Annotated in this window: 19 protein-coding genes; 13 read left to right on the forward strand and 6 right to left on the reverse strand. The window is 72.4% G+C overall.

Annotated elements, in window-relative coordinates; all coding sequences use genetic code 11:
* Positions 1-45: 45 nt before the first annotated feature.
* The 3 genes from AB0O15_RS05480 to AB0O15_RS05490 all read left to right on the forward strand — a co-directional run bounded on the left by AB0O15_RS05480 (position 46) and on the right by AB0O15_RS05490 (position 7,937).
* Entirely contained in the window at positions 46-486 is a 441-nt protein-coding gene (locus AB0O15_RS05480; RefSeq protein ID WP_364314379.1) for a hypothetical protein, read from the forward strand.
* An 87-nt stretch (positions 487-573) separates the two neighbouring features.
* Entirely contained in the window at positions 574-4,545 is a 3,972-nt protein-coding gene (locus AB0O15_RS05485; protein WP_364317070.1) for an ATP-dependent DNA helicase, read from the forward strand.
* Entirely contained in the window at positions 4,542-7,937 is a 3,396-nt protein-coding gene (locus tag AB0O15_RS05490; protein WP_364314381.1) for an ATP-dependent DNA helicase, read from the forward strand. Before AB0O15_RS05485 ends, AB0O15_RS05490 begins: the two co-directional genes overlap by 4 nt.
* Here the strand turns inward: AB0O15_RS05490 and AB0O15_RS05495 are convergent.
* Positions 7,908-8,300, reverse strand: coding sequence for a pilus assembly protein CpaE (locus AB0O15_RS05495; RefSeq protein WP_364314384.1), 393 nt, complete (start codon positions 8,298-8,300; stop codon positions 7,908-7,910). The two genes, AB0O15_RS05490 and AB0O15_RS05495, sit on opposite strands and share 30 nt — an antisense overlap.
* Positions 8,301-8,524: 224 nt before the next feature.
* Here AB0O15_RS05495 and AB0O15_RS05500 point away from each other — a divergent pair, with 224 nt between their 5' ends.
* A complete protein-coding gene (locus tag AB0O15_RS05500) occupies positions 8,525-8,728 on the forward strand; it encodes a cold-shock protein (protein ID WP_364314386.1) in 204 nt (67 codons plus the stop codon).
* A gap of 256 nt (positions 8,729-8,984) precedes the next feature.
* Positions 8,985-9,875 (forward strand): hypothetical protein, encoded by an 891-nt coding sequence (locus AB0O15_RS05505; protein WP_364314388.1) that lies wholly within the window; start codon positions 8,985-8,987, stop codon positions 9,873-9,875.
* Between the two features lie 6 nt (positions 9,876-9,881).
* Here AB0O15_RS05505 and AB0O15_RS05510 read toward each other — a convergent pair whose 3' ends face one another.
* Genes AB0O15_RS05510 through AB0O15_RS05525 form a run of 4 tightly spaced genes read right to left on the reverse strand, consistent with a single transcriptional unit; the run spans position 9,882 to position 14,016 of the window.
* Positions 9,882-10,262 (reverse strand): hypothetical protein, encoded by a 381-nt coding sequence (locus tag AB0O15_RS05510; protein ID WP_364314390.1) that lies wholly within the window; start codon positions 10,260-10,262, stop codon positions 9,882-9,884.
* Between the two features lie 5 nt (positions 10,263-10,267).
* Positions 10,268-12,382 carry a hypothetical protein gene (locus AB0O15_RS05515; protein ID WP_364314392.1) on the reverse strand — a complete coding sequence of 705 codons (2,115 nt, stop codon included), beginning with the start codon at positions 12,380-12,382 and terminating at the stop codon, positions 10,268-10,270.
* Positions 12,379-13,668 carry a YqgE/AlgH family protein gene (locus tag AB0O15_RS05520; RefSeq protein ID WP_364314395.1) on the reverse strand — a complete coding sequence of 430 codons (1,290 nt, stop codon included), beginning with the start codon at positions 13,666-13,668 and terminating at the stop codon, positions 12,379-12,381. The genes AB0O15_RS05515 and AB0O15_RS05520 overlap by 4 nt, the downstream gene beginning before the upstream one ends.
* Before the next feature lie 3 nt (positions 13,669-13,671).
* A complete protein-coding gene (locus AB0O15_RS05525) occupies positions 13,672-14,016 on the reverse strand; it encodes a hypothetical protein (RefSeq protein WP_364314398.1) in 345 nt (114 codons plus the stop codon).
* 111 nt (positions 14,017-14,127) lie between these two features.
* Between AB0O15_RS05525 and AB0O15_RS05530 the strand changes: the two genes are divergently transcribed.
* Genes AB0O15_RS05530 through AB0O15_RS05550 form a run of 5 tightly spaced genes read left to right on the forward strand, consistent with a single transcriptional unit; the run spans position 14,128 to position 18,600 of the window.
* Positions 14,128-15,423: a pitrilysin family protein gene (locus tag AB0O15_RS05530; RefSeq protein ID WP_364314401.1), complete on the forward strand. Its 1,296-nt coding sequence runs from the start codon at positions 14,128-14,130 to the stop codon at positions 15,421-15,423.
* Positions 15,420-16,754 (forward strand): pitrilysin family protein, encoded by a 1,335-nt coding sequence (locus tag AB0O15_RS05535; RefSeq protein WP_364314404.1) that lies wholly within the window; start codon positions 15,420-15,422, stop codon positions 16,752-16,754. Before AB0O15_RS05530 ends, AB0O15_RS05535 begins: the two co-directional genes overlap by 4 nt.
* A complete protein-coding gene (gene nudC, locus AB0O15_RS05540; RefSeq protein WP_364314407.1) occupies positions 16,754-17,719 on the forward strand; it encodes an NAD(+) diphosphatase in 966 nt (321 codons plus the stop codon). Before AB0O15_RS05535 ends, nudC begins: the two co-directional genes overlap by 1 nt.
* Positions 17,720-17,779: 60 nt before the next feature.
* Entirely contained in the window at positions 17,780-18,241 is a 462-nt protein-coding gene (locus AB0O15_RS05545) for a hypothetical protein (RefSeq protein WP_364314409.1), read from the forward strand.
* A complete protein-coding gene (locus tag AB0O15_RS05550; RefSeq protein WP_364314411.1) occupies positions 18,238-18,600 on the forward strand; it encodes a hypothetical protein in 363 nt (120 codons plus the stop codon). The genes AB0O15_RS05545 and AB0O15_RS05550 overlap by 4 nt, the downstream gene beginning before the upstream one ends.
* A 6-nt stretch (positions 18,601-18,606) precedes the next feature.
* On the opposite strand, the gene AB0O15_RS05555 is transcribed toward AB0O15_RS05550, so the two are convergent.
* Positions 18,607-18,852, reverse strand: a complete 246-nt coding sequence (locus AB0O15_RS05555; protein WP_364314414.1) for a mycoredoxin — start codon at positions 18,850-18,852, stop codon at positions 18,607-18,609.
* A gap of 82 nt (positions 18,853-18,934) precedes the next feature.
* On the opposite strand from AB0O15_RS05555, the gene AB0O15_RS05560 reads away from it, so the two are divergent.
* The 3 genes from AB0O15_RS05560 (at position 18,935) to AB0O15_RS05570 (ending at position 21,981) form a co-directional block, all read left to right on the forward strand.
* Entirely contained in the window at positions 18,935-21,079 is a 2,145-nt protein-coding gene (locus tag AB0O15_RS05560; RefSeq protein ID WP_364314417.1) for an ATP-dependent DNA helicase UvrD2, read from the forward strand.
* A 126-nt stretch (positions 21,080-21,205) separates the two neighbouring features.
* A complete protein-coding gene (locus tag AB0O15_RS05565) occupies positions 21,206-21,475 on the forward strand; it encodes a hypothetical protein (RefSeq protein WP_364314419.1) in 270 nt (89 codons plus the stop codon).
* Between the two features lie 146 nt (positions 21,476-21,621).
* Positions 21,622-21,981 carry a WhiB family transcriptional regulator gene (locus tag AB0O15_RS05570; RefSeq protein WP_364314422.1) on the forward strand — a complete coding sequence of 120 codons (360 nt, stop codon included), beginning with the start codon at positions 21,622-21,624 and terminating at the stop codon, positions 21,979-21,981.
* Positions 21,982-22,413: the final 432 nt, after the last annotated feature.

Below are 22,413 nucleotides of genomic sequence, written 5' to 3' on the forward strand. Positions count from 1 at the left end.
GGTCCACTGTGATTCAACTACCTCCTTGGATCGGTGGTGCCCGGCGTGACCCAGAAGCGCGTACTCCTCATCGGCGCCGTCCTGGTCGCCGCCGGGATCGGCGCGCCGGCCACGTCGGCCATCATGTCGCCGCACAACGCGGTCGAGCACGAGGCGCCGGCCGCGCCCGCCCAGCCGCCACAGACCAACGCCGAACCGGTCGAACCCGGGCTCGAGCCGGTCGTCGCCGGCACTCCGGCGCCGACCTCGAACGCGCCGGTCACCCAGGACGACGTGCCGGTCCAGGTCGCCGAGCAGCCGGTCGCACCCGCCGAGAACGCACCGGCCCCGCGACCGGTCAGGACGGTCGCGCGGCCCAAACCGCGGCCGGTCGAGAAGCCGATCGACAACACGCCGGCGCCGCCCGCCGCCCCGCGCCCGACCGTCACCCACCAGGCGCCGATGCCGATCTCCAGCGACGACGACGAGCCGATCCCCGGGCAGTGAGCAGGGCTGTCGTACCCGCGTGGTCTCATTGACGCCGTGAGTACCCAGGCGACTTCCCCGGCGGCCCGTCGCCCGGCGTTTCGTCTGGTGCGCCGGCCGCCCGCCGCGGTTCCCGTGCTGCGCGCCGACCCGCTCCAGCAATACGTGATCGGCCACACCGACGGCCCGCTGCTCGTCCTCGGCGGCCCCGGCACCGGCAAGACGACCACGCTGGTCGAGGCGGTCGCCGCGCGGATCGCCTCCGGCGTCGACCCCGAAGGCATCCTGGTCCTCACCTTCGGCCGCCGGGGCGCGGCGTCCCTGCGCGACCGCATCGAGGCGCGCACCGCCGGCGACGAGCGACGCATCGTGCACGAACCACTGGTCAGAACCTTTCACGCGTACGCCTTCGGCCTGCTCCGCCGCTCTGCCGCCGAACGCGGCGAACCGTCCCCGCGCCTGCTCACCGGCCCCGAACAAGACCTGATCATCCGCGAGCTGCTGGCCGTCGTCGGCGAGGAACCCGACCCGTACGGCTGGCCCGACGGCCTCCGCCCCGCCCTGCCCACCCGGGCCTTCGCCCAGCAGCTCCGCGACCTGATGCAACGCGCGGCCGAACGCGGCGTCGCCCCCGTCGACCTGGCCCGCCTGGGCGAGCGCCTGGGCCGCGACGACTGGCCCGCCGCGGCCCGCTTCATCCGCGAATACGTCGCCGTGCTGGCCCTACGCGACGTCACCACCAGGGGCTCGACCGCCTACGACCCCGCCGAGCTGGTGCGCGCCGCGTCCGGCCTGCTCACCGACGACCCGTCCCTGCTCGAGGCCGAACGCCGCCGCCTCTCCTATGTCTACGTCGACGAGCTGGCCGACACCGACCCCGCCCAGATCGAGCTGCTGTCCCTGGTCGCCGGCGGCGGCGTGCCCCTGGTCGCGTTCGCCGACCCCGACTCGTCGATCTACGGCTTCCGAGGCGCCGACCCCGCCGTGGTGCAGTCTTTCCCCCACCTTTTCCGTACGCCGTCAGGCGCCCTGGCCGAAACCCTGACCCTGCACACCAGCTACCGCGCAACCACCCCCCTCCTGACCGCCACCACCAACGTCACCACCCACATGCGCGGCCCCCAACGCCACCGCCACCTCCACACCCCACCCCCCGCCACCTCACCCGAAGCCGCCCCACCCGGCGCGGCCTCGCCTGGAGCCGGTGCGGCCTCGTCGTTGCAAGGCGGTGCCACGGCGCCTGCTCGCATTCCGGGCCAAAGCACCTCACCAGCGACCGACGATCTCTTTCCCTCGGCCGTCACCTCTTCTTCTGCACCCAGCGATGCCTCTGCGGCCACGCCTCCCTCCGCGACGCCCGGCCCTGAGACCGGGGCGGACGCAGGTGACGCTGGTGATCAGACTGCGGCGAGTCCGAGCGGCCCGAGCGTGGCAACTGCTGGTGGCGAGGGTGGCGCGTCGATCGCCCAGGGAGCGTCCGACGCGGCGGGTGGCGCGACGTCGGGTGCGGCGGCGGAAGTGCGGACGTTCCGGTCGCCCAGCAGCGAGACCGGGTACATCGCGCATGTTCTGCGTGAGGCGCACCTCATCCATGGGGTGCCCTGGTCGCGGATGGCCGTCCTGATGAGATCGACCTCGTTGCAGCTGGCTTCGTTGCAGCGGGGGTTGACGGCCTCGGGGGTGCCGACCGTCACCCACGCCGAGGATCTGCCGCTTCATCTGCAACCCGCGGTGGCGCCGTTCCTGCTGCTTCTGCGCTGTGCGCTCGACCCGGCGCTCCTTGACGAAGAGGCGGCGGTCGCCCTGTTGCACTCGCCGCTGGGTGGGGCCGATCCGCTGGCCGAGCGGCGGCTCCGCCAGGGGCTGCGCGCGCTGGCGCTGGCCGCGGGGGACCGCCGACCCTCCGGTGAGCTGCTGCTCGACGCCGTCCGCGACCCGGCCGGCCTGGACATGGTGGAACGCCGCTGGGCCGCGCCCGCCCAGCGGGTCTCGCGCCTGCTGGAGGTGGCGCGGGAAGCCGCCGCCGAACCGGGCGCCTCGGCCGAGCAGGTGCTGTGGACGGTCTGGCGGGCCAGCGGCCTGGCCGACCGCTGGTACGGCCTGAGCACCCGCATCACCGCGATCGACCCGGCGGCGGACGGCGGCCGGGCCCGGCAGTGGCGGGCCGAAGCCGCCGACCGCGACCTCGACGCGATGGTGGTGCTGTTCGACGCCGCGGCCCGTTTCGTCGACCGGCTCCCCGGCGCCCGCGCCGAGGTGTTCCTCGACCACGTGCTCGCCCAGGACCTGCCGGCCGACTCGATCGCCCCCAGCGCCGACCGTGGCGACGCGGTCCGCCTGCTGACCGCCCACGCCGCCAAGGGCCTGGAGTGGGACGTCGTGGTCCTGGCCGGCGTCCAGGAGGGCATCTGGCCCGACCTGCGTCTCCGCGGCAGTCTGCTCGGCTCCGAACGTCTGGTCGACTACCTGGCCGGCCGCGCCGCCTCGGGCGCCGAGGCCGTGGTCGGCCAGACCTCGGCCCTCCTCGACGAGGAACGCCGCCTCTTCTACGTGGCCGCCACCCGCGCCCGCCGCAAGCTGGTCGTGACCGCGGTCGCCTCCTCCAGCGTCGGCAACGCCGACGGCGAGGAACAACCGTCCCGCTTCCTCACCGAACTGGCCGGCCGCCCCGAGGCCCCGCCCCCGGACGACACCCCGCCCCCGATCGACCCGGACGACCCCGGCCCACCCGAACCCCCGGCCCCCGAAGACGGAGGCCCCGACGCCCCGGATCCCGACGACCGGGGCCCCGACGCAAAAGACCCCCAGGCAGAAGACTCCCACGCAAAAGACCCCGACGACCGAGGACCCGACGCAGCCGGCGACCCGACACCGGCCGACACCGGCGACGACGCCGTGACCGACGACACCGCGTCCGGGTTCTCACCCGCCGCGGCCTGTGGACAACCGACGAAATCGTCGGAGTCGACGGCTACGTTGGCGCCCACCCAGTGGAAGGGTGGGGGAGGTGGCGGTGCGCGCGCGGCGGATCTTTCCGGCGACGAGCACGACGAGCACGACGAGGGCTCAGAACAAAGAGCGGTCGAGGTCGGGGCGGGCCAGGCGCCACGGGCGCTGACGCTGGCGGCATTGGTGGCTGAGTTGCGTACCGTCGTGGTCGCCAAGGACCAGGCGCCGAGCCGGCGCCGCGCCGCGGCCGAGCAGCTCGCCAAGCTGGCGCGGGCCGGAGTGCCGGGCGCGCATCCGGACGAGTGGTGGGGCCTCAAGGGCCTGTCCGACGACCGGCCGCTGGTCGACCCGGGCGAGCCGGTCAAGGTCACACCGTCGTCCATGGAGTCGGCGTTGCGGTGCAGCCTGCGCTGGCTGCTGGAACGGCATGGTGGCGCGGCGCCGCCGGGCCCGGCTCAGGGGGTCGGCAACCTGGTGCACGCGGCGGCCATGCTGGCTGAGGACGCCAACGTCGATCGGGAGCGGCTGGTCGAGTATGTGTCGGCGCGGTTCGACGCGATCGAGCTGGCCGCCCGGTGGCTGGCGGGGCCGGAGCAGGAACGGGCCCAGGGCATGGTGGACAAGCTGCTGCGCTGGCTGGCCAAGAATCCGCGGCGGCTGCTGGCCATCGAGCATGAGTTCACCGTGCGGCTGGATGACCCGGAGCGTCCGGTCCAGCTGACCGGGCGGGTCGACCGGCTCGAGGTGGACGAGCACGGGCGGCTCGTGGTGATCGACCTGAAGACCGGTAAGTCGACCGCGGTCACCGCCTCCGACGTGGCGGGGCACGCCCAGCTGGCGGGCTATCAGGCGGCCGTGGACGCGGGGGCGTTCGACGGGGTGCACGAGAGCCGGGAGAGTGGCGGCGCCGCGCTGGTGCAGCTCGGGCCGAGCAAGGACGCGCGCGAGCAGATGCAGGTGCCGCTGGCCGAGGCGGACGATCCGGAGTGGGCGTACGCGATGGTCCGCCGCACCGCCGACACGATGGCCGCGTCCACCTTCTCCGCGGTGGCCAACAACCGGTGCCGGGTGTGTCCGGTCCAGACCAGCTGCCCCATCTCGGGGCGGGGCAGACAGGTAGTAGAACCTTGACCCAACCGTCCCTGTTCACCGAGGGGCCGCCCCGCCCGCGACGCCAGGCCGACGCCGGACCCCGCTACACGCCGCTCGAACTGGCCCGCCTGTTGCGCCTGCACGCGCCGACGTCGGAGCAAACCGAGATCATCTCGGCCCCGGTGGAGCCGATCCTGGTGGTCGCCGGCGCGGGCTCGGGCAAGACCGAGACGATGGCGTCGCGGGTGGTCTGGCTGGTCGCCAACGGGTACGTCCACCCGGATCAGATCCTCGGCCTGACCTTCACCCGGAAGGCGGCCGGCGAGCTGGCGCACCGCATCCGGACCCGGCTGGGTCAGCTCGTGCGCCGCCTGGGCCGCGACGACGCCCTGGCCGGTGAGGCCACCGTCGCCACCTACCACTCGTACGCCGCCCGGGTCGTCACCGAGCACGGCCTGCGCGCGGGCTTCGAGCCGTCGGCCCGGCTGCTGACCGAGGCGGCCCGCTGGCAGATCGTGGATTCGCTGGTCCGCTCGTACACGGGTGAGATGACCGGCCTGAACCGCGCCCCGGGCACGGTGACCGACGATGTGCTGGCGCTGGCCGGCGAGATGGCCGAGCACCTGATCGGCCCGGACGAGCTGGCCGCGTGGACCGGCCGGTTCACCGGTGAGGTGCGGTCGCTGCCGGGCCGGGTCTACAAGGACGTCACCGACATGCTCCAGCGGCAGCTCAACCGGCTCACCCTGCTGCCCCTGGTCCGGCGCTACGACCAGCGCAAACTCGACCTGGAGGCGATGGATTTCGGCGATCAGATGGCCCGGGCGGCGCGGGTGGCCCGAGACCATCCGGAGGTCGGCGAGATCGAGCGCGGCCGGTTCCGGGTGGTGCTGCTGGACGAGTACCAGGACACCAGCCACGCCCAGGTGGTGATGCTGAACGCGCTGTTCGGCGGCGGCCACCCGGTGACCGCGGTGGGCGACCCGTGCCAGTCGATCTACGGCTGGCGGGGCGCCTCGGCGGGCACCCTCGACCGGTTCCCGGGCGAGTTCGCGCGCACGGACGGCCGGGACGCCCGGGTGCTGACGCTGAGCAAGTCGTGGCGGAACCGGCCGGAGATCCTGGACGTGGCCAACGCGTTGTCCGAGCCGTTGCGCGCGGCCGGCGCCCGGGTGGCCGAGCTGGTTCCGGCGCAGCGGACCGCCGATGGCGTGGGCGGACGGACGGTGACGTGTGCGCTGCTGCCGACGTACGTGGACGAGGCCGAGTGGATCGCCGACTCGATGCTGACCGCGTGGCGGATCGCCGCCGGTCGGCGGGACGCTCCGGCCGCCGAGATCCCGGTGGAGATGCGGCCGACCAGCGCGGTGCTGGTGCGGGTGCGCAGCCAGATCGCGGTGCTGGAGGAGGCGCTGCGGGCGCGGGGCCTGCCGGTCGAGGTGGTCGGCCTGGGCGGTCTGCTGGACACCCCCGAGGTACGCGACGTCGTGTGCACGCTGCGGGTCCTGGCCGATCCGGCCGACGGCGCGTCGCTGCTGCGCCTGCTGACCGGCGCCCGCTGGCGGATCGGACCGCGTGACCTGGTGGCGCTGCACCGCCGCGCCCGGTCGCTGGCCGCGGCCCGGGCGGCGGCCACCGCGAAGGAGGAGGACGAGATCGTCGGCGATCGGCTGGACGACGCCACCCTGGTCGAGGCGATGGCCGATCTGGGGGCGGCGCAGGTCTACTCGGCCGAGGGCTACGCGCGGCTGCGGGCGTACGCGAGGGAAATGGCCGAACTGCGCAAGCGCCTCGACCAGCCCTTGCCCGACCTGGTCGCGGACATCGAGCGGACGATCGGCCTGGACGTCGAGGTGGCGGTCCGCGGCTGGCAGGCGGGCGACGCCGGGCTGGCCCGCGGTCACCTGGACACGCTCGGCGACGTGGCGGCGCGCTACGCGGGCGACTCCGACGGCGGCACCCTGGCCGGCTTCCTGGCCTTCCTGGCCGCGGCCGAGGAGGAGGAACGCGGCCTGGAGCCGGGCCAGGTCGACGTGGTCGAGGGCGCGGTGCAGATCCTGACCGCGCACGCCGCCAAGGGCCTGGAGTGGGACGTGGTCGCGGTGGCCGGCCTGGGCAAGGGCATGTGGCCGGGCCTGGTCCGCAGCTCGGACCATTACCTGATGGGTATCGGCGTGCTGCCGTTCCCGCTGCGCGGCGACTCGGACGGGCTGCCGCGGCTGGACCTGTCCGAGGCGGTCGACCAGCGTGGCGCCGCGACCGCGCTGGGCGCCTTCGCGGCGGATTGGCGCGAGCACGACGAGCGGGAGGAACGACGGCTGGCGTACGTGGCGGTGACCCGTCCCCGCCGGCTGCTGCTGTGCTCGGCCTACTGGTGGGGCGACGGCGTGAAGAAGCCGCGCGGCCCGTCGGTGTTCCTCGACGAGATCCGGGAGAGCTGCCTGGCCGGCGCCGGGGTGGTCGACGTGTGGACGCCGGAGCCGGCGCCGGACGCGACCAATCCCAGCGCCGAGCTGGTGCCGTCGGCGGAGTGGCCGGCCGACCCGCTGGGCCTGCGCCGCCCGGCGATGCAGGCGGCGGCCGACCTGATCCGCCGGATGATCACCAACCCGGAGGCGGACGCGGCCACCGCCTTCGCCGAGCTGGCCGAGGCCGACCCGTCGATCGCCGAGCGCGCGGGGCTGGCGGCCGACATCGTGGGAATTCCCGACAAAGACGGGGGAACTCCCGAAAAAGCCGACAGCGCGATCGAGCGTTGGCGCACCGAGGCCACCATGCTGCTGGCCGAGCAGAGTGAGCGGGCCCGGCAGGACGGCCCGTTGCCTGTCGCCGTGCCCCCGCACCTGTCGGTGTCCCAGCTCGTGGTGCTGCGCCGCGACCCGGAGCAGCTGGCCCGCTCGTTGCGCCGCCCGCTGCCGCAGCGGCCCACCCCGTACGCCCGCCGCGGCACCGCCTTCCACGCCTGGCTGGAGCAGCGGTTCGGTTCGATCCGGCTGATCGACTGGGACGAGCTGCCCGGCGCGGCCGACGACGACGCGGCCGGTGACGAGGAGCTGACCGCCCTGCAGGACGCGTTCCTGGCCGGCGAGTGGGCCAACCGGACGCCGGTCGAGGTCGAGGTGCCGTTCGCCACCACGGTCGCCGGTGTGGTCGTGCGGGGCCGGATGGACGCGGTGTTCGCCGACCCGGGCGGCCGGTTCGACGTGATCGACTGGAAGACCGGCCGCCGCCCGGGACCGGCCGAGGCGGCCGCCTCGGCCGTGCAGCTGTCCGCGTACCGGATCGCCTGGGCCTCGCTGGCCGGCGTGCCGGTGACTCATGTGCGGGCCGGCTTCCACTACGTCCGGGAGGGCGCCACGGTCCGCCCGGCCGACCTGATGGAGCCGGCCGAGCTGGCGGCGCTACTCGAAGACCTCCCCGAGCAGGCCTAGCAGCGCGGCGGCGTAGGCCTCCTCGGCGGAGGGCCCGGTGAACACCTCGGTGGTCCGGACCGAATAGCCGTCGTCCGTACGGTGAAGGCTCCGGAACGTCCCGCCGAGCAGATCGCGCAACTGGTCCTCGCGCGGGAGCCAGACCGTTTCTTCGAGCTCCACGTCGTCCAAGGCCCACTCGGTGGTGCCGTTGAATCCGATCACCCGTCCCTCGGGCACCTGGTGCACCTCGATGGTCATGTCGCTGAGCACGAACACCTCGTCGTCGAGGTCTCGATCGGGGATGGTGAACCGGTCGCCGGGGCCCGGTTTCCACTCCAGGCCGGCCTCTTTGAGCTGCTGTGCCATCTGCACGCCGATCATCGGACGGCTCCCTTCACCGTGTTACGCTCGCCCCGTTGTCAGTTTGGTTCCCAAGTACCTAGGAGCGCCTGTGGGGATTCTGCCCCAGGTGCTCTTTGTCGTAACCCGGTCTTCCGGTGCGGGCGATCAGTACGACAGCACGAGACTCACGAGGTGTGGGTCTTATTACCTTCGTCCTCGCTAACTTGGAGCTGCGAGGGCGATCGACCGTGGAGGACACGATCATGGTTACAGGCGTTGTGAAGTGGTTCAACGCGGACAAGGGCTACGGGTTCATCACCCCGGAGGACGGCGGCGCTGACGTCTTCGCCCACTTCTCCGCGATCCAGAGCAACGGTTACCGGAGCCTGGACGAGAACCAGCGGGTCGAGTTCGAGGTGACCCAGGGCCAGAAGGGCCCGCAGGCCGCCAACATCCGCCCGCTCTGACCCTTCAGACGAGCAAAACCCCAGGTCGGCGCCGTCTCCCCAAGTGGGGGCACGGCGCCGCTTGCATTTGTTCGCAGTCAGAGGCAACCAATCGCCTCGCTGCGGCGTCATAGGGGTATGCAGACCGCACGCCGTGAGTTGACCTTCGTGCTCGGCCTCGCCCTGTCGGGCGTGACGCTGGTGATGCTGGTGGCTTTTGCCCCCTGGTACAACCTCGTGCTGAGCTGATTAACCTTCGTGGTGTTCACTGGACGACGTGAGTGACGGCACGACACCCCTTGGTCCCTGGCAACGGTCAGGTTCTTCGTGGGCTTCGGGCACGGTCACCGCGCCCCCTCCACCGCCTGACCTGCCGCCGCCGCCCGCTCCGCCGAAGCCCGGCGGCAGCGGCCCGGCCCGGCGCAAGCGCCAGATGCTCATCTTCGGCGGTGTCGCCGGCGCCATCCTGGCCGTCGGCCTGACCATCCTCCTGATCGCGGCGTTCTCCGGCTCCAGCAGCCCGTTCGGCGGGGGCAAGGCCGACGCGCCGACCGACGTACGCCCGCCGCTGGCCCAGATGTGCCCCGCGCCGACCGTGCAGCCCAGCGACCCGCCCCCGGCCGGCCCCAGCGCCGCCCCGCCGGCGCCGGCCGGGCCGCGCACGGTCGACGAGGAGGCCGGGATCTCCTACAACGCGTACGGCGCGCCCTGGGAGCGCTGGCACGAGGTGTGGAAGGCCGGCACGCTCGAGGTGCCGTACAAGGTCGGGCAACACTTCGTGACCGAGGAGTACTCGGCCGGGCAATACCACGCGTCGATCCTGTCGGCGGCGGTCCCGGCCGCGGACAACGACGCGGTGACGTTCAACCTGGAGTGCGTGGGCAAGCAGGTGGCGGCCGACGTACGGGCCGAGTACTACCCGCAGCCGAACACCATGGATCCGCTGCGCGACGGGCTGACCCGGCTGGGCGGCCGGCCGGCCTACGTGGCCGAGTTCCGGTTGCACTTCTCGGCGGCCGGGCTCCAGGCCAAGGACGAGCGGTCGGCGGTCGCGGTGATCGATGTCGGCAAGCCGACCGCGGCCGTGCTCTACATCTCGATCCCGGGCACGCACAAGCAGTTCGACTACGTCATCGACGACGTGCTGAAGTCGGTGCGCCCGCTGTAGCGAACCTCAGGCGGCGGTGAAGGCCTCGGCGGCCTCGTGCAGCGCCTTGACGGTCGCCGGGTCGCCGCTCGACTCGCGCAGCGCGCGGGCCGGAACCACCCCGGCCGGGCCGACCTCGCGCAGCCAGAACGCGGCCTGGGCGGTGCGGTTGACGGTGTGGAAGAGGCTGATCAGCTCGGCCGCGGCGGCCACCCGGCGCGCGGCGGTGTCGCTGCTCAGGACCGGCCCGGCGGCCCAGGCCCGGAACTCGCCGACCGAGTTGGCCCCGGCCAGGTAGGCGGTCAGGTCTTCACCGAGCACCTCGTCGCAGACCTCGACATTCGCCGAGACCTCGCTCGCGCGGAGCGACGGGCGCAACAGCGAAGGGCGTAACGCGGTCGCAGTCATGCCGTCTACGTTATCTCTCCGCGACCATCCGGGCGAGCGCCCAGAAATAGATCATTGACGTGGTCGGCCAGCACGTCGAGGGCCGGTTTGCCCATCTCGATCGCCGCCACGAAGGCCGCCCACGAGTCCAGCGGGAAGTCGTCGACCCGCGGCATGGTCGCCGAGGTCAGATAGACCGGCAGCAGCATCGCGTTGTGGAACAGCCACGGCACGTAGCTGCCGTCCGAGTCCCAGCCGTGCAGCTCGCGCGTGCGGTAGAGGTGTTCCCGCAGCTCCTCGCGGCTGGACCAGCTCAACATGTGCGCGTCGTGCTTCAGGTTCTTGATGTACGGGTTGAAGAGGTGCCCGGGCCCGAAGCCGAACGTCTGCCGCCACGACGCCCAGAGCAGCGCCTCGTCCCGGCCGCCGAGCGTCAGCACGTCGCCGGTCTGGCTCTCCAGCAGCATGCTGTTCAGGTACGGCCACAGGGTCAGCGGGATCAGCAGCCGGCTCGCGTCGGTCCGCAGCATCGCCTGCACGATCGGCCACGCGTTGGCCTCCAGCGCGTCCCAGTCGGCCAGGTGTGGCACCGCCTTCACCGCGGCCAGCATGCTGTACAGCGACGGGTTCCGGTCGCTGTAGAAGAGGCGCCGGGCCACCCCCCACGGATCGGTCGGCCGGAGCAGAGATTCCGGTGATGGGGTACGCGGCAGGCGCTGGCTCTGCTCGACGAACTCGCCCAGGCTGACGAACCGGACCCCGGCGCCCTGCGCGCTGTAGCCGATCCAGCGTTGCAGGTCGGCCCGGAAGCCATCGGGCGACTCGGCGGTGCGGGTGCCCACGTCGTCGAGCACCATCCGCACCTCGACGCCGAGCCGGGCCAGCGACCCGGCCACGAAGGCCTGCACCATGTGGATCACCGAGGCGCGCGGGCGCAGCCGGACCGGCCACAGCACCCGGGCCGGCCGCCGGGTGCCCTGCTGCTGGTTCACCCAGCCGAACCGCCGCTCGAGCTGGAGCAGCAGCCCCGGCACGTCGGCGGGCGGCGCCGAGTCGGGCTGGGTGACCAGCTGCCGCTCCCACTTGTGGTGCCGGATCATGTGCCGCCGCCCGGCGACCCGGGCCGGCACCAGCACCCCGGCGCGGTCGGCCAGCGCCGGGAACAGCCGCTCGGTGTCGATGCCGGGGAAGCACTCCACGTCCGTACCGGTCAGCGCCTTCAACCGCTCGCCGACCCGCAGCGCCTGGTCGGGGTCGGCGTCGAACAGGCCCCACAGCACCCGGATCCGGCGGCGCCGGGCGACCAGCGCGATCGCCGAGGCCAGGGTGCCGGCCCAGTCGGTGCTGCCGAGCACGCACACGGTGTCGCCGCGGATCAGGCTCGCGGTGCCGTCGACCAGGTCGGTGGCGGCCATGATCCGGGCCGGGTCGTGCAGCAGCCGCGGACCGCGGACGTGCAGCGTGGGCCGCCAGAACCCGTGTACGTGGAAGACCCGGATCGCGCCGTCCGCGCCGGCCGACGCGCCGTACCCGCCGCCCAGGTCCAGCGGCAGGCTGACCGCCAGACCACCGGCGTGCCGGACGGCCAGCTCGATCAGCGGGTCGAAGTTGGTGGTGATCACCCGGTTGTCGAAGGCCACCGCGGTCTGCGCCAGCAGGTGTCCGAGCGCCTGCACGCCGCGCGGCAGCTGCCAGCCGTAGCGCTCGTTCTCCAGCGCCTCGCCGACGCCACGCTCGACGCGCTGGCCGAGACCGCGGGTGGCCAGCGGCGACTCCATCGGGTCCTCCGGCGCGTACGCCTTGAGCACGGCCTGCTGCGCGATCACGTCGAAGGCGCCGGCCGAGACCCAGTCCGAGAAGACCCGGCGGTACGCCCGGTAGATGTCGATCGACGGCGCGTTGCCCAGCCGCGCCCGGGCCTGGGCCAGCGCCCGTTGCAGCGAGCCCTCGTCGTTGCGGCCGGCCGCGTACTGGTCGGCGATCTCCAGCAGCCCGGGCACCCGCGGTACCACGCCGGCCGACACGCCCGAGCCGAGCATCAGCGTGATCTGCTCGGAACCGGTCAGGCTGGCCGACAACCGGGCCAGCAGCAGCGCCTCGCCGGTGCTCAGCTCCTCGTCCGGGCCGTCCACGCCGGTCATCGGCCCGCCTGCAGGTTGTGCCACAGCTCGCCGGGCCGTTCGGTGAACACCTGCCGGGTCGGCCGCCGGCTGACGATCAGCTCGCCGCGCTCGAGGTGGTCCTCCAGCTCGCCGGGCCGCCAGCCGAGATAGCCGACGAACACGCGCATGGTGTCGACGGTGTCGGCCAGGTCGTCCGGCGCCTCGGACAGCGCCATCGTGCCGAGCCGCTCGTCGGAGTCACGCTCGCGCAGCGGGGTGAACCGCAGCGGGTGCGGCGCGCCCGAGCGCAGCATGGTCAGCACGATGTAGCCGTCCCGAGCCACCGGGCCGCCGTGGAAGAGCATCGCCGGGGTGCTGATCAACGAGCGCCAGGCGGCCGGGAACTCGGGCGGGACCTCCCGGTCGGGGCGGGTCAGGCAGACGCCCAGCGCGCCGGTCGCGTTGTGCCGCAGAACCAGGATGGCCCGCTGCCCCAGCTCGTCGTCGATGAACCAGGGCGCCGCGTAGAGCACCGTGCCGGCCAGGTCACGCCGGGGCAGGCGAGCATTGTGCACCAGCGCGATGGCGGCGCCGTAGTCGCGGGCGCGCATCTCGGGGCGTTCGAAGCCGCGGCGGAGCATCGAGTCGCGTACCGAACGCCAGATGGTCTCCACGGTCAGAGCCGGCGGCGTCGCCTCCCGCGGAGCGGGCTGGTAGCCCTCACGCAGGAACCGCAGCAGCTCGCCGGTGAACGCGGTGTGGATCTCGCCGTGCGGCGCCCGCGCCCGCCGGTTGGCCGGCGCCGAGACCACCAGGCAGGTGCCGTCGGTGGCGGCCTTGTCGGCCACCGCGTCGGTGCCGGTGAAGCCGGTGCCCAGCTCGGCGTCGGCCCGCCCGGAGTAGCAGCAGTCCAGGATGACCAGCCGGCGCCGGGCCCGGGTGCCGGCCACCGCCCAGCGGATCCAGTCGTACGGCAGCCCCTCCTCGTGCGGTGCGTCCGGGTCGCAGGCGGACAGCGCGAGGATCAGCTTGTCGTCGTCGGCCGGGTCGACCAGCCCGTGGCCGGAGAAGTAGACCAGCAGCAGGCCGTCCCGCTCGGTCGCCGCGGCGGCCTCACGCACCACCCGGCTGACCTCGCCCGGGCTGGCCGGGTCGAGCAGCACGTGGCAGTTCTCCGGCGGCACACCCCAGTAGTCCACGTCCTGCAACAGGTCGCCGAAGCCGGCCACGTTGTTGCGCACCGCGGGCAGCTGCGGCAGGTGCTGATAGCCGGACACGCCGATGAGGACGACCTGGGACAGCGCCGGATTGGCGACCTCGCTCATGACCTATGCCCGCTCCAGCTCCCGAAGCGCGGTCTCCAGCGCCTCCGGGGTGGACGCCTCGATGCGGGTGGTGGAACCGTCCGGGTGAACGTGGGTGACCACCAGCTCGGGCGGGCGCGGCCGGGACTCACGCCATTGTTTGATCGCGAGCACCAGCTGGGCGGCCGAGAACCCGGAGCCGATCACCAGCGTGAGCACGTCGATCAGCGGGCCGAGCTCCTCGGCGTCGTCGTTCTCGGCGCGGGCCAGCCGGCCGTCGGCACGCGCGCCCGGCTCCTCGCGCAGCCATCGGAACAGCGACTCGGCGTCGGCCTCGGCATCGCACGTCAACTGCAGCTGAACTGCCATCGAGAAATTGAACCCCTTCGTTGCCTGGACCCAGCGAAAGTTATCACCGCGGTTCCAGGCACTTACGTGGCCCGCCGCCGGCCGGGCTAGATTCATGGTGTGGTGCGCAAAATGAAGATTCCCGCGACCAAGTATCCGGTCGAACGACTCACCCTCGACAACGGTCTGCGGGTGGTTCTGTCACCCGATCGCAGCGCTCCGGTGGTCGGTGTGGCCGTGGTCTACGACGTCGGCATCCGCTCCGAACCCGAGGGGCGCACCGGATTCGCGCACCTCTTCGAACACCTGATGTTCCAGGGGTCGGGCAACATCGACAAACTGGAGCACGCCCGCCATGTGCAGGGGGCGGGCGGCAGTTTCAACGGATCCACCCATCTGGACTACACCGACTACTACGAGGTGCTGCCGGCCGGCGGGCTCGAGCGCGCGCTGTTCCTCGAGGCCGACCGCATGCGCGGGCCCCGGCTCACCGAGGAGAACCTCCGCAACCAGGTCGACGTGGTCAAGGAAGAGATCCGGGTCAACGTCCTGAACCGGCCGTACGGCGGCTTCCCCTGGCTCAAGCTGCCGCCGGTGATGTTCTCGACCTTCCCCAACGAACACGACGGGTACGGCTCGTTCGCCGACCTCGAGAGCGCCACCCTGGCCGACGCCGAGGAGTTCTTCGAGCGCTACTACGCCTGCGGCAACGCGGTGCTGTCGGTGGCCGGCGACTTCGACCTGGCCAAGGCGACCGAGCTGGTCAAGCAGCACTTCGGTGACGTGCCGGCGCGGCCGGCCCCGGAGCGCCCCGACTTCGACGAGCCCGACCTGACCGCCGAGCGCCGCGAGGACTACACCGACCGGCTCGCGCCGCTGCCCGCGGTGGCCAGCGGCTGGCGGGTGCCCGACCCGATCGGCGACTTCGCCGGCTACCTGCCCTACGTGGTGCTCGCCGAGGTGCTCACCGACGGCGACGCCTCGCGCCTGGTCGACCGGCTGGTGCAGCGCGACCGCGCGGTCACCAGCATCGGCGGCTACCTCGGTTTCATGGGCGACGAGTACGCCGTCCGCAACCCGACCGCGCTGCTGCTCCAGGCCCATCTGCCACCCGGCGGGGACACCGAGAAGGTGCTGCGGACCGTGGACGAGGAGCTCGAACGGCTGGCCGCCGACGGGCTGCGGCCGGGCGAGCTGGCCCGTACCCAGGCCCGCATCGCGACCCACCACCTGCGCGAGGTCGACGGCGTGCTCGGCCGGGCCCAGCCGATGGCCGTGCTCGAGCAGCAGCGGGGCCGGCCCGAGCTGATCAACGAGGTGCCGAAACTGATCGGTGAGGTGACCGAGGAGCAGGTCGTGGCGGCCGCCGCCACCCTGCGCCCGGAACGCCGCGCCACCATCGAGGTCAAGCCGGGAGCCGGAGCATGAGCGCGCACGATTCCTCGACCAGGCACAGCCTTCCCGGCCTGGCGGCGGACGCCAAGATCAAGCTGCCCCGGTCGGCCGAGCGCACCCTGGCCAGCGGGCTGACCGTGATCGCCATCCGGCGGCCCGCGGTCCCGCTGGTCGAGCTGCGCCTGCGGGTGCCGTTCGGCCGGGCCCCGCTGCCCCGGGCCACGCTGCTGTCCCAGGCCCTGTTCACCGGCACCGGCGACATGTCCAGTGTCGAGATCGCGGCCGAGCTCCAGGCGGTCGGTGGCGGGCTCTCGGCCGGCCTCGACCCCGACCGGCTGCTGATCACCGGCAACGCGCTGGCCGCCGGCCTCGACCGGACGCTGGAGATCCTGGCCCAGGTGCTGACCGACCCGGCGTACCCGGCCGACGAGGTGGGCACCGAGCGTGAGCGGCTGGTCGACCACATCCAGGTCGCCCAGAGCCAGCCGGGTCACCTGGCCCGGACGGCGCTGCTCAAGCGGATCTACGGCCGCCACCCGTACGCGGTGCAGACGCCCGAGCCCGAGCAGGTCCGCGGCGTACGCCCGGCCCAGCTCCGCGCCCTGCACGCCGACCGGGTCCGGCCCGACGGCGCGGTGCTGGTGCTGGTCGGCGACATCAACCCGGAGAAGGCGATCGACGCCGCCGACAAGGCCCTGGGCAGCTGGACCGGCCCCGGCAAGGACGGCAACGTGCCGCCCATCCCGGTGCTGGAGACCGGGCCGCTGCTGCTGGTCGACCGGCCCGGCTCGGTGCAGTCGTCGCTGCGGATCGCGCTGCCCGGCGTCCCGCGCACCGATCCCGACTACGCCGCGCTGCTGCTGGCCAACCTGGTCTTCGGCGGCTACTTCTCGTCCCGCTGGGTCGAGAACATCCGGGAGGACAAGGGCTACACGTACGGGCCGGCCAGCTCGATCGAGCACTTCGTGGCCGGGTCGTCGCTGGTGGCCGCGGTCGAGGTGGCCACCGAGGTGACCGGGCCGTCGCTGCTGGAGACGGTCTACGAGCTGGGCCGCATCGCCAGCCTCCCGCCCGGCGAGGACGAGCTCGAGCAGGCCCGGCGGTACGCGCTCGGCACGCTCCGGCTGGGCATGTCGACCCAGGCGGGCCTGGCCGGCCTGGCCAGCATGTACGCCAGCTTCGGCCTCCGTCTCGACTACCTGGTCCAGCACTCGGCGGCGCTGGCCGCGGCCACGCGTGAACAGGTCGCCGAGGTGGCCTCGCGTCACCTGGCGCCGGCCCGGGCGGTCACGGTCGTGCTCGGCGACGCCGACCGGGTCGAGGGCCAGCTCGCCGCCCTGACCACGGTGGAACGCGGGGCCTGATGACGCCGCCCTCCGCCGACCACCGCGGCGAGCGGATCCCGCCGCTGGCCCGCACCACGCTCGACCGGGCCGCCCATCACCGGCGCGACCCGGACTGGCTCGCCGCGGCGGCCAAGTCCGGGCTGGTCCTGGTCGTGGACACCGCGGCCGGCGGGCGGGCGCTGGCCCAGGACAACCCGGACGGCTCGGCCTCCCTGGTGCTGCTCGACCCGGCGACCGCCCCGGACGGCGACCGGTACTTCCTCGGCGTCGACCCGGACGGCACCCCGCTCTTCACCGTGGACGCGCCGCTGCCGGCGATGACCGAGGCCAAGGGCGTGACCCTGCGCGACGTCGGGCACCGGCTCGACGACCGGGACGCGGGCCTGTTCAGCGCGGCCGCGGCCCTGGTCAACTGGCACGTCTCCCACCTGTTCTCGCCGAGATCGGGCAAGGCGACCGAGGTCACCGAGGCGGGCTGGTCACGCACCGACCCGGACGGCAAGCAGATGTGGCCGCGCACCGACCCGGCGATGATCGTGCTGATCCACGACGGTGTCGCCGGGCCGGGCGGGCGCTGCCTGCTCGGCCGCAACGCCCAGTGGAAGTTGCCGGACGGCAGCCTGCGCTTCTCGACGCTCGCCGGGTTCGTCGAGCCGGGCGAGTCGGCCGAGGCCGCCGTCCACCGCGAGGTGCTCGAGGAGGTCGGGGTCAAGGTCCGCGATCTCCGGTACGAGGGCAGCCAGGCCTGGCCGTACCCCGGCTCGCTGATGCTGGGCTTCACCGCCCGGGCCGACGCCGCCGATCCGATCGTCGTCGACCCCGACGAGATCGCCGAGGCACGCTGGTTCACCCGCGAGGAGATAGCCGCGATGCGTGCCGACGAATACCACGACCCGACGACCGGAGCGCCCGTCCGGTTGCCGATGAGCGCTTCGATCGCGCTCTATCTGATCGAGACCTGGCTGGGCGGTTTCGACCAGTAGGGGAACCTCTTGATGGCGGTATCCCGGTCCTGATCCCCTGAAGTCCGTAAAGTCCGCTATGTGATCTCGACTTCGGCTGGTCAGCTGGTGCTGACCTCACTGCGGGACGAGGACCGGGCGCCCGTCCAGGCCCGTCCCGGACCGGCCCGGCTGATGCGTGAGGTGTTCGCGGTCGCGGTCCGGCGCTGCTTCGCCGGCCGCGACCCGCGGGACGTCACGCCGTACGTCCGGGGACTGCTCCAACGGCGGGACGTCCGGACCGACGGGGTGACCGCCCGCGAGCTGGAGGCGGTCATCCGCTCCGTGCTCGGCGACGCCGACCTGGTCGCCGGCATCCCGGACGAACGCCGCGTCGGCATGATGATCATGGTGGTCGGCGACCTCGCTCAAGGCGCGGTCGCGGACGGTGCGATCAACGACGCCGAGCTGCTGGAAGCGCTGGTGGCTCAGGCCGAGACCCGGGTGGCGCGCTTCGACCCGCCGGCCGACGGCCGTCCCTGGCGCCGGAGCGCGGTCCGATGACCGCTCTGGCCTTCCTCCGCGCCACCGCCACCAACACGGTCGCGCCCGAACCGCCCGGCGAGCACGCCGACGAGATGTTCGCCGCGGCCTTCCGGGCGGCGGTCAAGCTTCGGTTCCGTACGGACGCGCCGCTGGCCGCGGTCACCGGCTCGGTGCGGGCCGCCACCCGCCGGCACGGTGAGCTGGTGCCGGTGCGGGAGGCGGAGATGTTGATCCGGTCGGCGCTGGGCGAGCAGGTGCCGATCGCGGAGATCGACCGGTCGTCCACGGTGCGGACACACGTGCTGCTCTTCGCCGCCCTGGTCGAGGAACTCGCCCTGACCGACGACGAGCTGGACGAGTTGCTGGCCGGCCTGTGAGGTTCCCTAAGCCGCCTTGATCGCCTCGAGGTGCTTCTTGACCTCGACGATGCTGGGGTTGGTCAGCGCCGAGCCGTCGTCGAACTTCAGCGTCGGAACCGTCTGGTTGCCGCCGTTGACGCCCATCACGAACTCGGCCGCGGCCGGGTCCTGCTCGATGTCGACCACGTCGTAGGCGATGCCCTCACGGTCCAGCTGCGTCTTCAACCGGTAGCAGTAGCCGCACCACGTGGTGGAGTACATGGTCAACATCGGTCGGTCTTCCCTTCGGCCAACTCACTCGGAACGGTGCCTTCCGGGAGAACGTCGTACCCGGGTGCCATGATTCCCGACTGTGACAGCGGAACGTGTGCTCGCCGGGCTCGATCCCGATCAGCGTAAGGCGGTGACCGCTCCCGCGGGACCGGTCTGCATCCTGGCCGGCGCGGGCACGGGCAAGACCAGGGCGATCACCCACCGCATCGCCTACCGGACGACCACCGGCGAGATCAGCGGCCGACACGTTCTGGCCGTCACCTTCACCGCGCGGGCCGCCGCCGAGATGCGGGCCCGGCTCACCGGCCTGGGCGCCGCCGGGGTCCAGGCCCGCACGTTCCATTCGGCCGCGCTGCGGCAGGTGCGCTACTTCGCGCCGCGGCTGCTCGAGGGCCGGGCGATGCCCGAGCTGCTGGAGAGCAAGGCGCGGCTGGTCGCGCTGGCGGCGGCCCGGGTCAACGTCCGCGCCGACCGCACCGGCGCCCGCGACCTCGCCTCCGAGATCGAGTGGGCCAAGTCGTCGCTGGTCGAGCCCGGTGAATACGCGGTGGCCGCGGCCAAGGCGCTGCGCGAGCCGCCGTACGACCCGGCCAAGGTCGCCGACGTCTTCTCCGCGTACGAGGACATCAAGCGCCGCCAGGGCGTGATCGACTTCGAGGACATGCTGCGCGCCGCGGTCTGGGGCATCGAGGAGCACTCCGACGTCGCCGAGCAGATCCGCGCGCAGTACCGCCACTTCGTGGTGGACGAGTACCAGGACGTGAACCCCCTCCAGCAGCGCCTGCTCGACACCTGGCTGGGCGGCCGCGACGACCTGACCGTGGTCGGCGACGCCAGCCAGACCATCTACTCGTTCACCGGCGCCACCTCGGCGTACCTGATCGACTTCCCCCGGCAACGGCGTGACGCCGTGGTGGTCCGGCTGGTCCGCGACTACCGCTCCACGCCCCAGGTGGTCGGCCTGGCCAACGCGGTGATCAAGCAGGCCCGGGGGAGTGAGGCCAAGCTCCGGCTGGAACTGGTCGGGCAACGGCCGCCCGGGGCCGAGCCCGAGCTCAAGATCTTCCCGGACGAGCCGGGGGAGGCGGTCGCCGTCGCCCGCCGCTGCAAGGAGCTGATCGGCACCGGCACCCCGGCCAGCGAGATCGCGGTGCTGTTCCGCACCAACGCGCAGTCCGAGACGTACGAGAAAGCGCTGGCCGAGGCCGAGGTGCCCTACGTCGTCCGGGGCGCCGAGCGGTTCTTCGAGCGGGCCGAGGTGCGCCAGGCGATGGTCGCGCTCCGGTCGGCCACCCGGTCCATCCCCGGCGAGACGCCCCTGGTGCTCGCCGTGGTCGAGGGGCTCTCCGCGCTGGGCTGGGCCCGCGACCAGCCGCCCGCCGGTGGCGCCGCCCGCGAACAGTGGGAGGCGCTGGCCGCCCTGGTGGCGCTGGCCGAAGACTTCGCCAAGGCGCCGGCCATCCAGCAGGTCGGTGAGGCCGTGGCGATACAGCGCGACCCCTCGCTCACCGATTTCGTGGCCGAACTCGCGCGCCGGGCCGAGCAACAGCACGCGCCCACCGTCGAGGGGGTGACGCTCGCCTCGCTGCATTCGGCCAAGGGCCTGGAGTGGGACGCGGTGTTCCTGGTCGGGCTCTCCGACGGGACGCTGCCGACCACGTACGCGAAGACCAACGAGCAGGTCGAGGAGGAAAGGCGCCTGCTCTACGTCGGGGTCACGCGGGCGCGGCAATGGCTCTGGCTCTCGTACGGGCAGACCCGCTCCGGCGGCGGCCGCGCCCGTCGCCCCTGCCGTTTCCTGCCCCAGCTGGAGCGTCGCGGCAGCGGCGGACCGGAGCGCGCCGGGGTGTCCAGCGTGAGTCGGAAACCTGACCGCCGATCCAAGGTCTCGACCTGCCGGATCTGCGGCGCGACCCTGCTCGCCGGCGCCGACCGCAAGCTCGGCCGCTGCCCGACCTGCCCGTCCGACATCGACCAGGATCTATACGATCGGCTCACCGAGTGGCGCACCCGAATGGCGTCCGAACTGCAGGTTCCCAAGTACGTGGTGTTCACCGACGCCACCATCGTGGCCCTGGCCGAACGCAAGCCCTCGACCCCACCGGAACTGCTCGCGATCGCCGGTATCGGCCCCCGCAAGCTCGGCCAGTACGGCGCCGCTGTCTTCGCTCTGGTGGCTGGTCGGAGCCCCGATGATCTTGCCCAGGAAAACTTTGAAAACTAGTCCGTTAATTCGTTTGCTCTCGCTGCTACGCGAGGCATAGCCTCAGTGCACACCTCGAGGAGCGCACCTGCTCCATGGGGTTCCAGAAGTCAGATCGAGCGCAACACATTGGAGGAGGTGGCACTGATGGAGATCTACACGACTGGACGACCGTCCGTGTTGCTGGCTCCTGCTTGCGCTTGGTCGCCCGTGTCTGCTTCGGCATTCCGGGCTCCGCTTTCGCAGGTGCACCAGGTCCAGATCCAGGCCGAGCTGGGTCAGGCCATGCGGCGCGACGAAGGCATCAGCAACAAGGTGACCCTCAAGGGTCGCAATGGGTTCGTGGGCAGCAATGGGTCCTCTGTCGTGAAGACGGATGGTGCCAGCGGTGTCCCGCCTCGAGGAAGGCCGGTCTGATCCACAGACCTAGCCGGCTCACCTCGAGGCCGCGGAACCCGATTACCGGGATCCGCGGCCTTACTTATTTCCCGGCCCTACAACCGGGATGCAACACCTGTACGGCGATCCAGAAGATCGATCGAAGAGAGAGGTGACCGGGCTTTATGAGTCTGGCGCTGGCCCCGCTCGACGTGAGCGTCGAGATCGAGGCAAACCTGCCCTGTCGGAAGTTCGACCCGGACCTTTGGTTCTCCGACTCGCCCGCCCAGCTTGAGCTGGCCAAGTCGCTCTGCGGGGACTGCCCGCTGCGCGTCGAGTGCCTGGCTGGTGCGGTCGAGCGTGCGGAGCCCTGGGGTGTCTGGGGCGGCGAGATCTTTGAGCGTGGCGCCGTGGTTCCGCGCAAGCGGCCCCGTGGTCGTCCGCGTAAGGCGGACGTCGCTCGCGACGCCGAGCTCAAGGCACAGACCGAGGAGCGTCTCGCGGCCAACGGCCTCGAGCGCGACGCCGTCCGACTGGCGGCATGACGACATGACCACGACCACCATCCACACCCCGACCCGAAAGACGACTGAGATGACTTCGAATGGATCCGCGAAGATGAGACTCATCCAAGAAGCGCTGTCCCGAGCCCGAATGCGTCGGCCTCAGGCCAACCCTGAGGCGCACCGCTCCGCTCGCCGAGTAGCCATGGAAGCGCGTCACCGCGCCGCTCGGGAGCTGGGTGGTCGTCCGTTCTGATCGACAGCTCAAGCTTCACCCACAGGAAAGGCCCCGTCGGCACGGACGGGGCCTTTCCCCATGCCCGCCCTTCGAGTGCCGCCGGGCCTTGGCGTGCCGCCGGGCCTTCGCGTGCCTCGGCTCTACAGCGTCCGCCCGGCTTCGCGTGGCGCCTGGCCGACACCCATGACGCCGGCGGCGGCTGAACCGGGGCGGGCGCCTAGCTGGGTTCGCAGCCG

The organism is Actinoplanes sp. NPDC089786, from assembly GCF_040684855.1.
GTDB lineage: Bacteria > Actinomycetota > Actinomycetes > Mycobacteriales > Micromonosporaceae > Actinoplanes.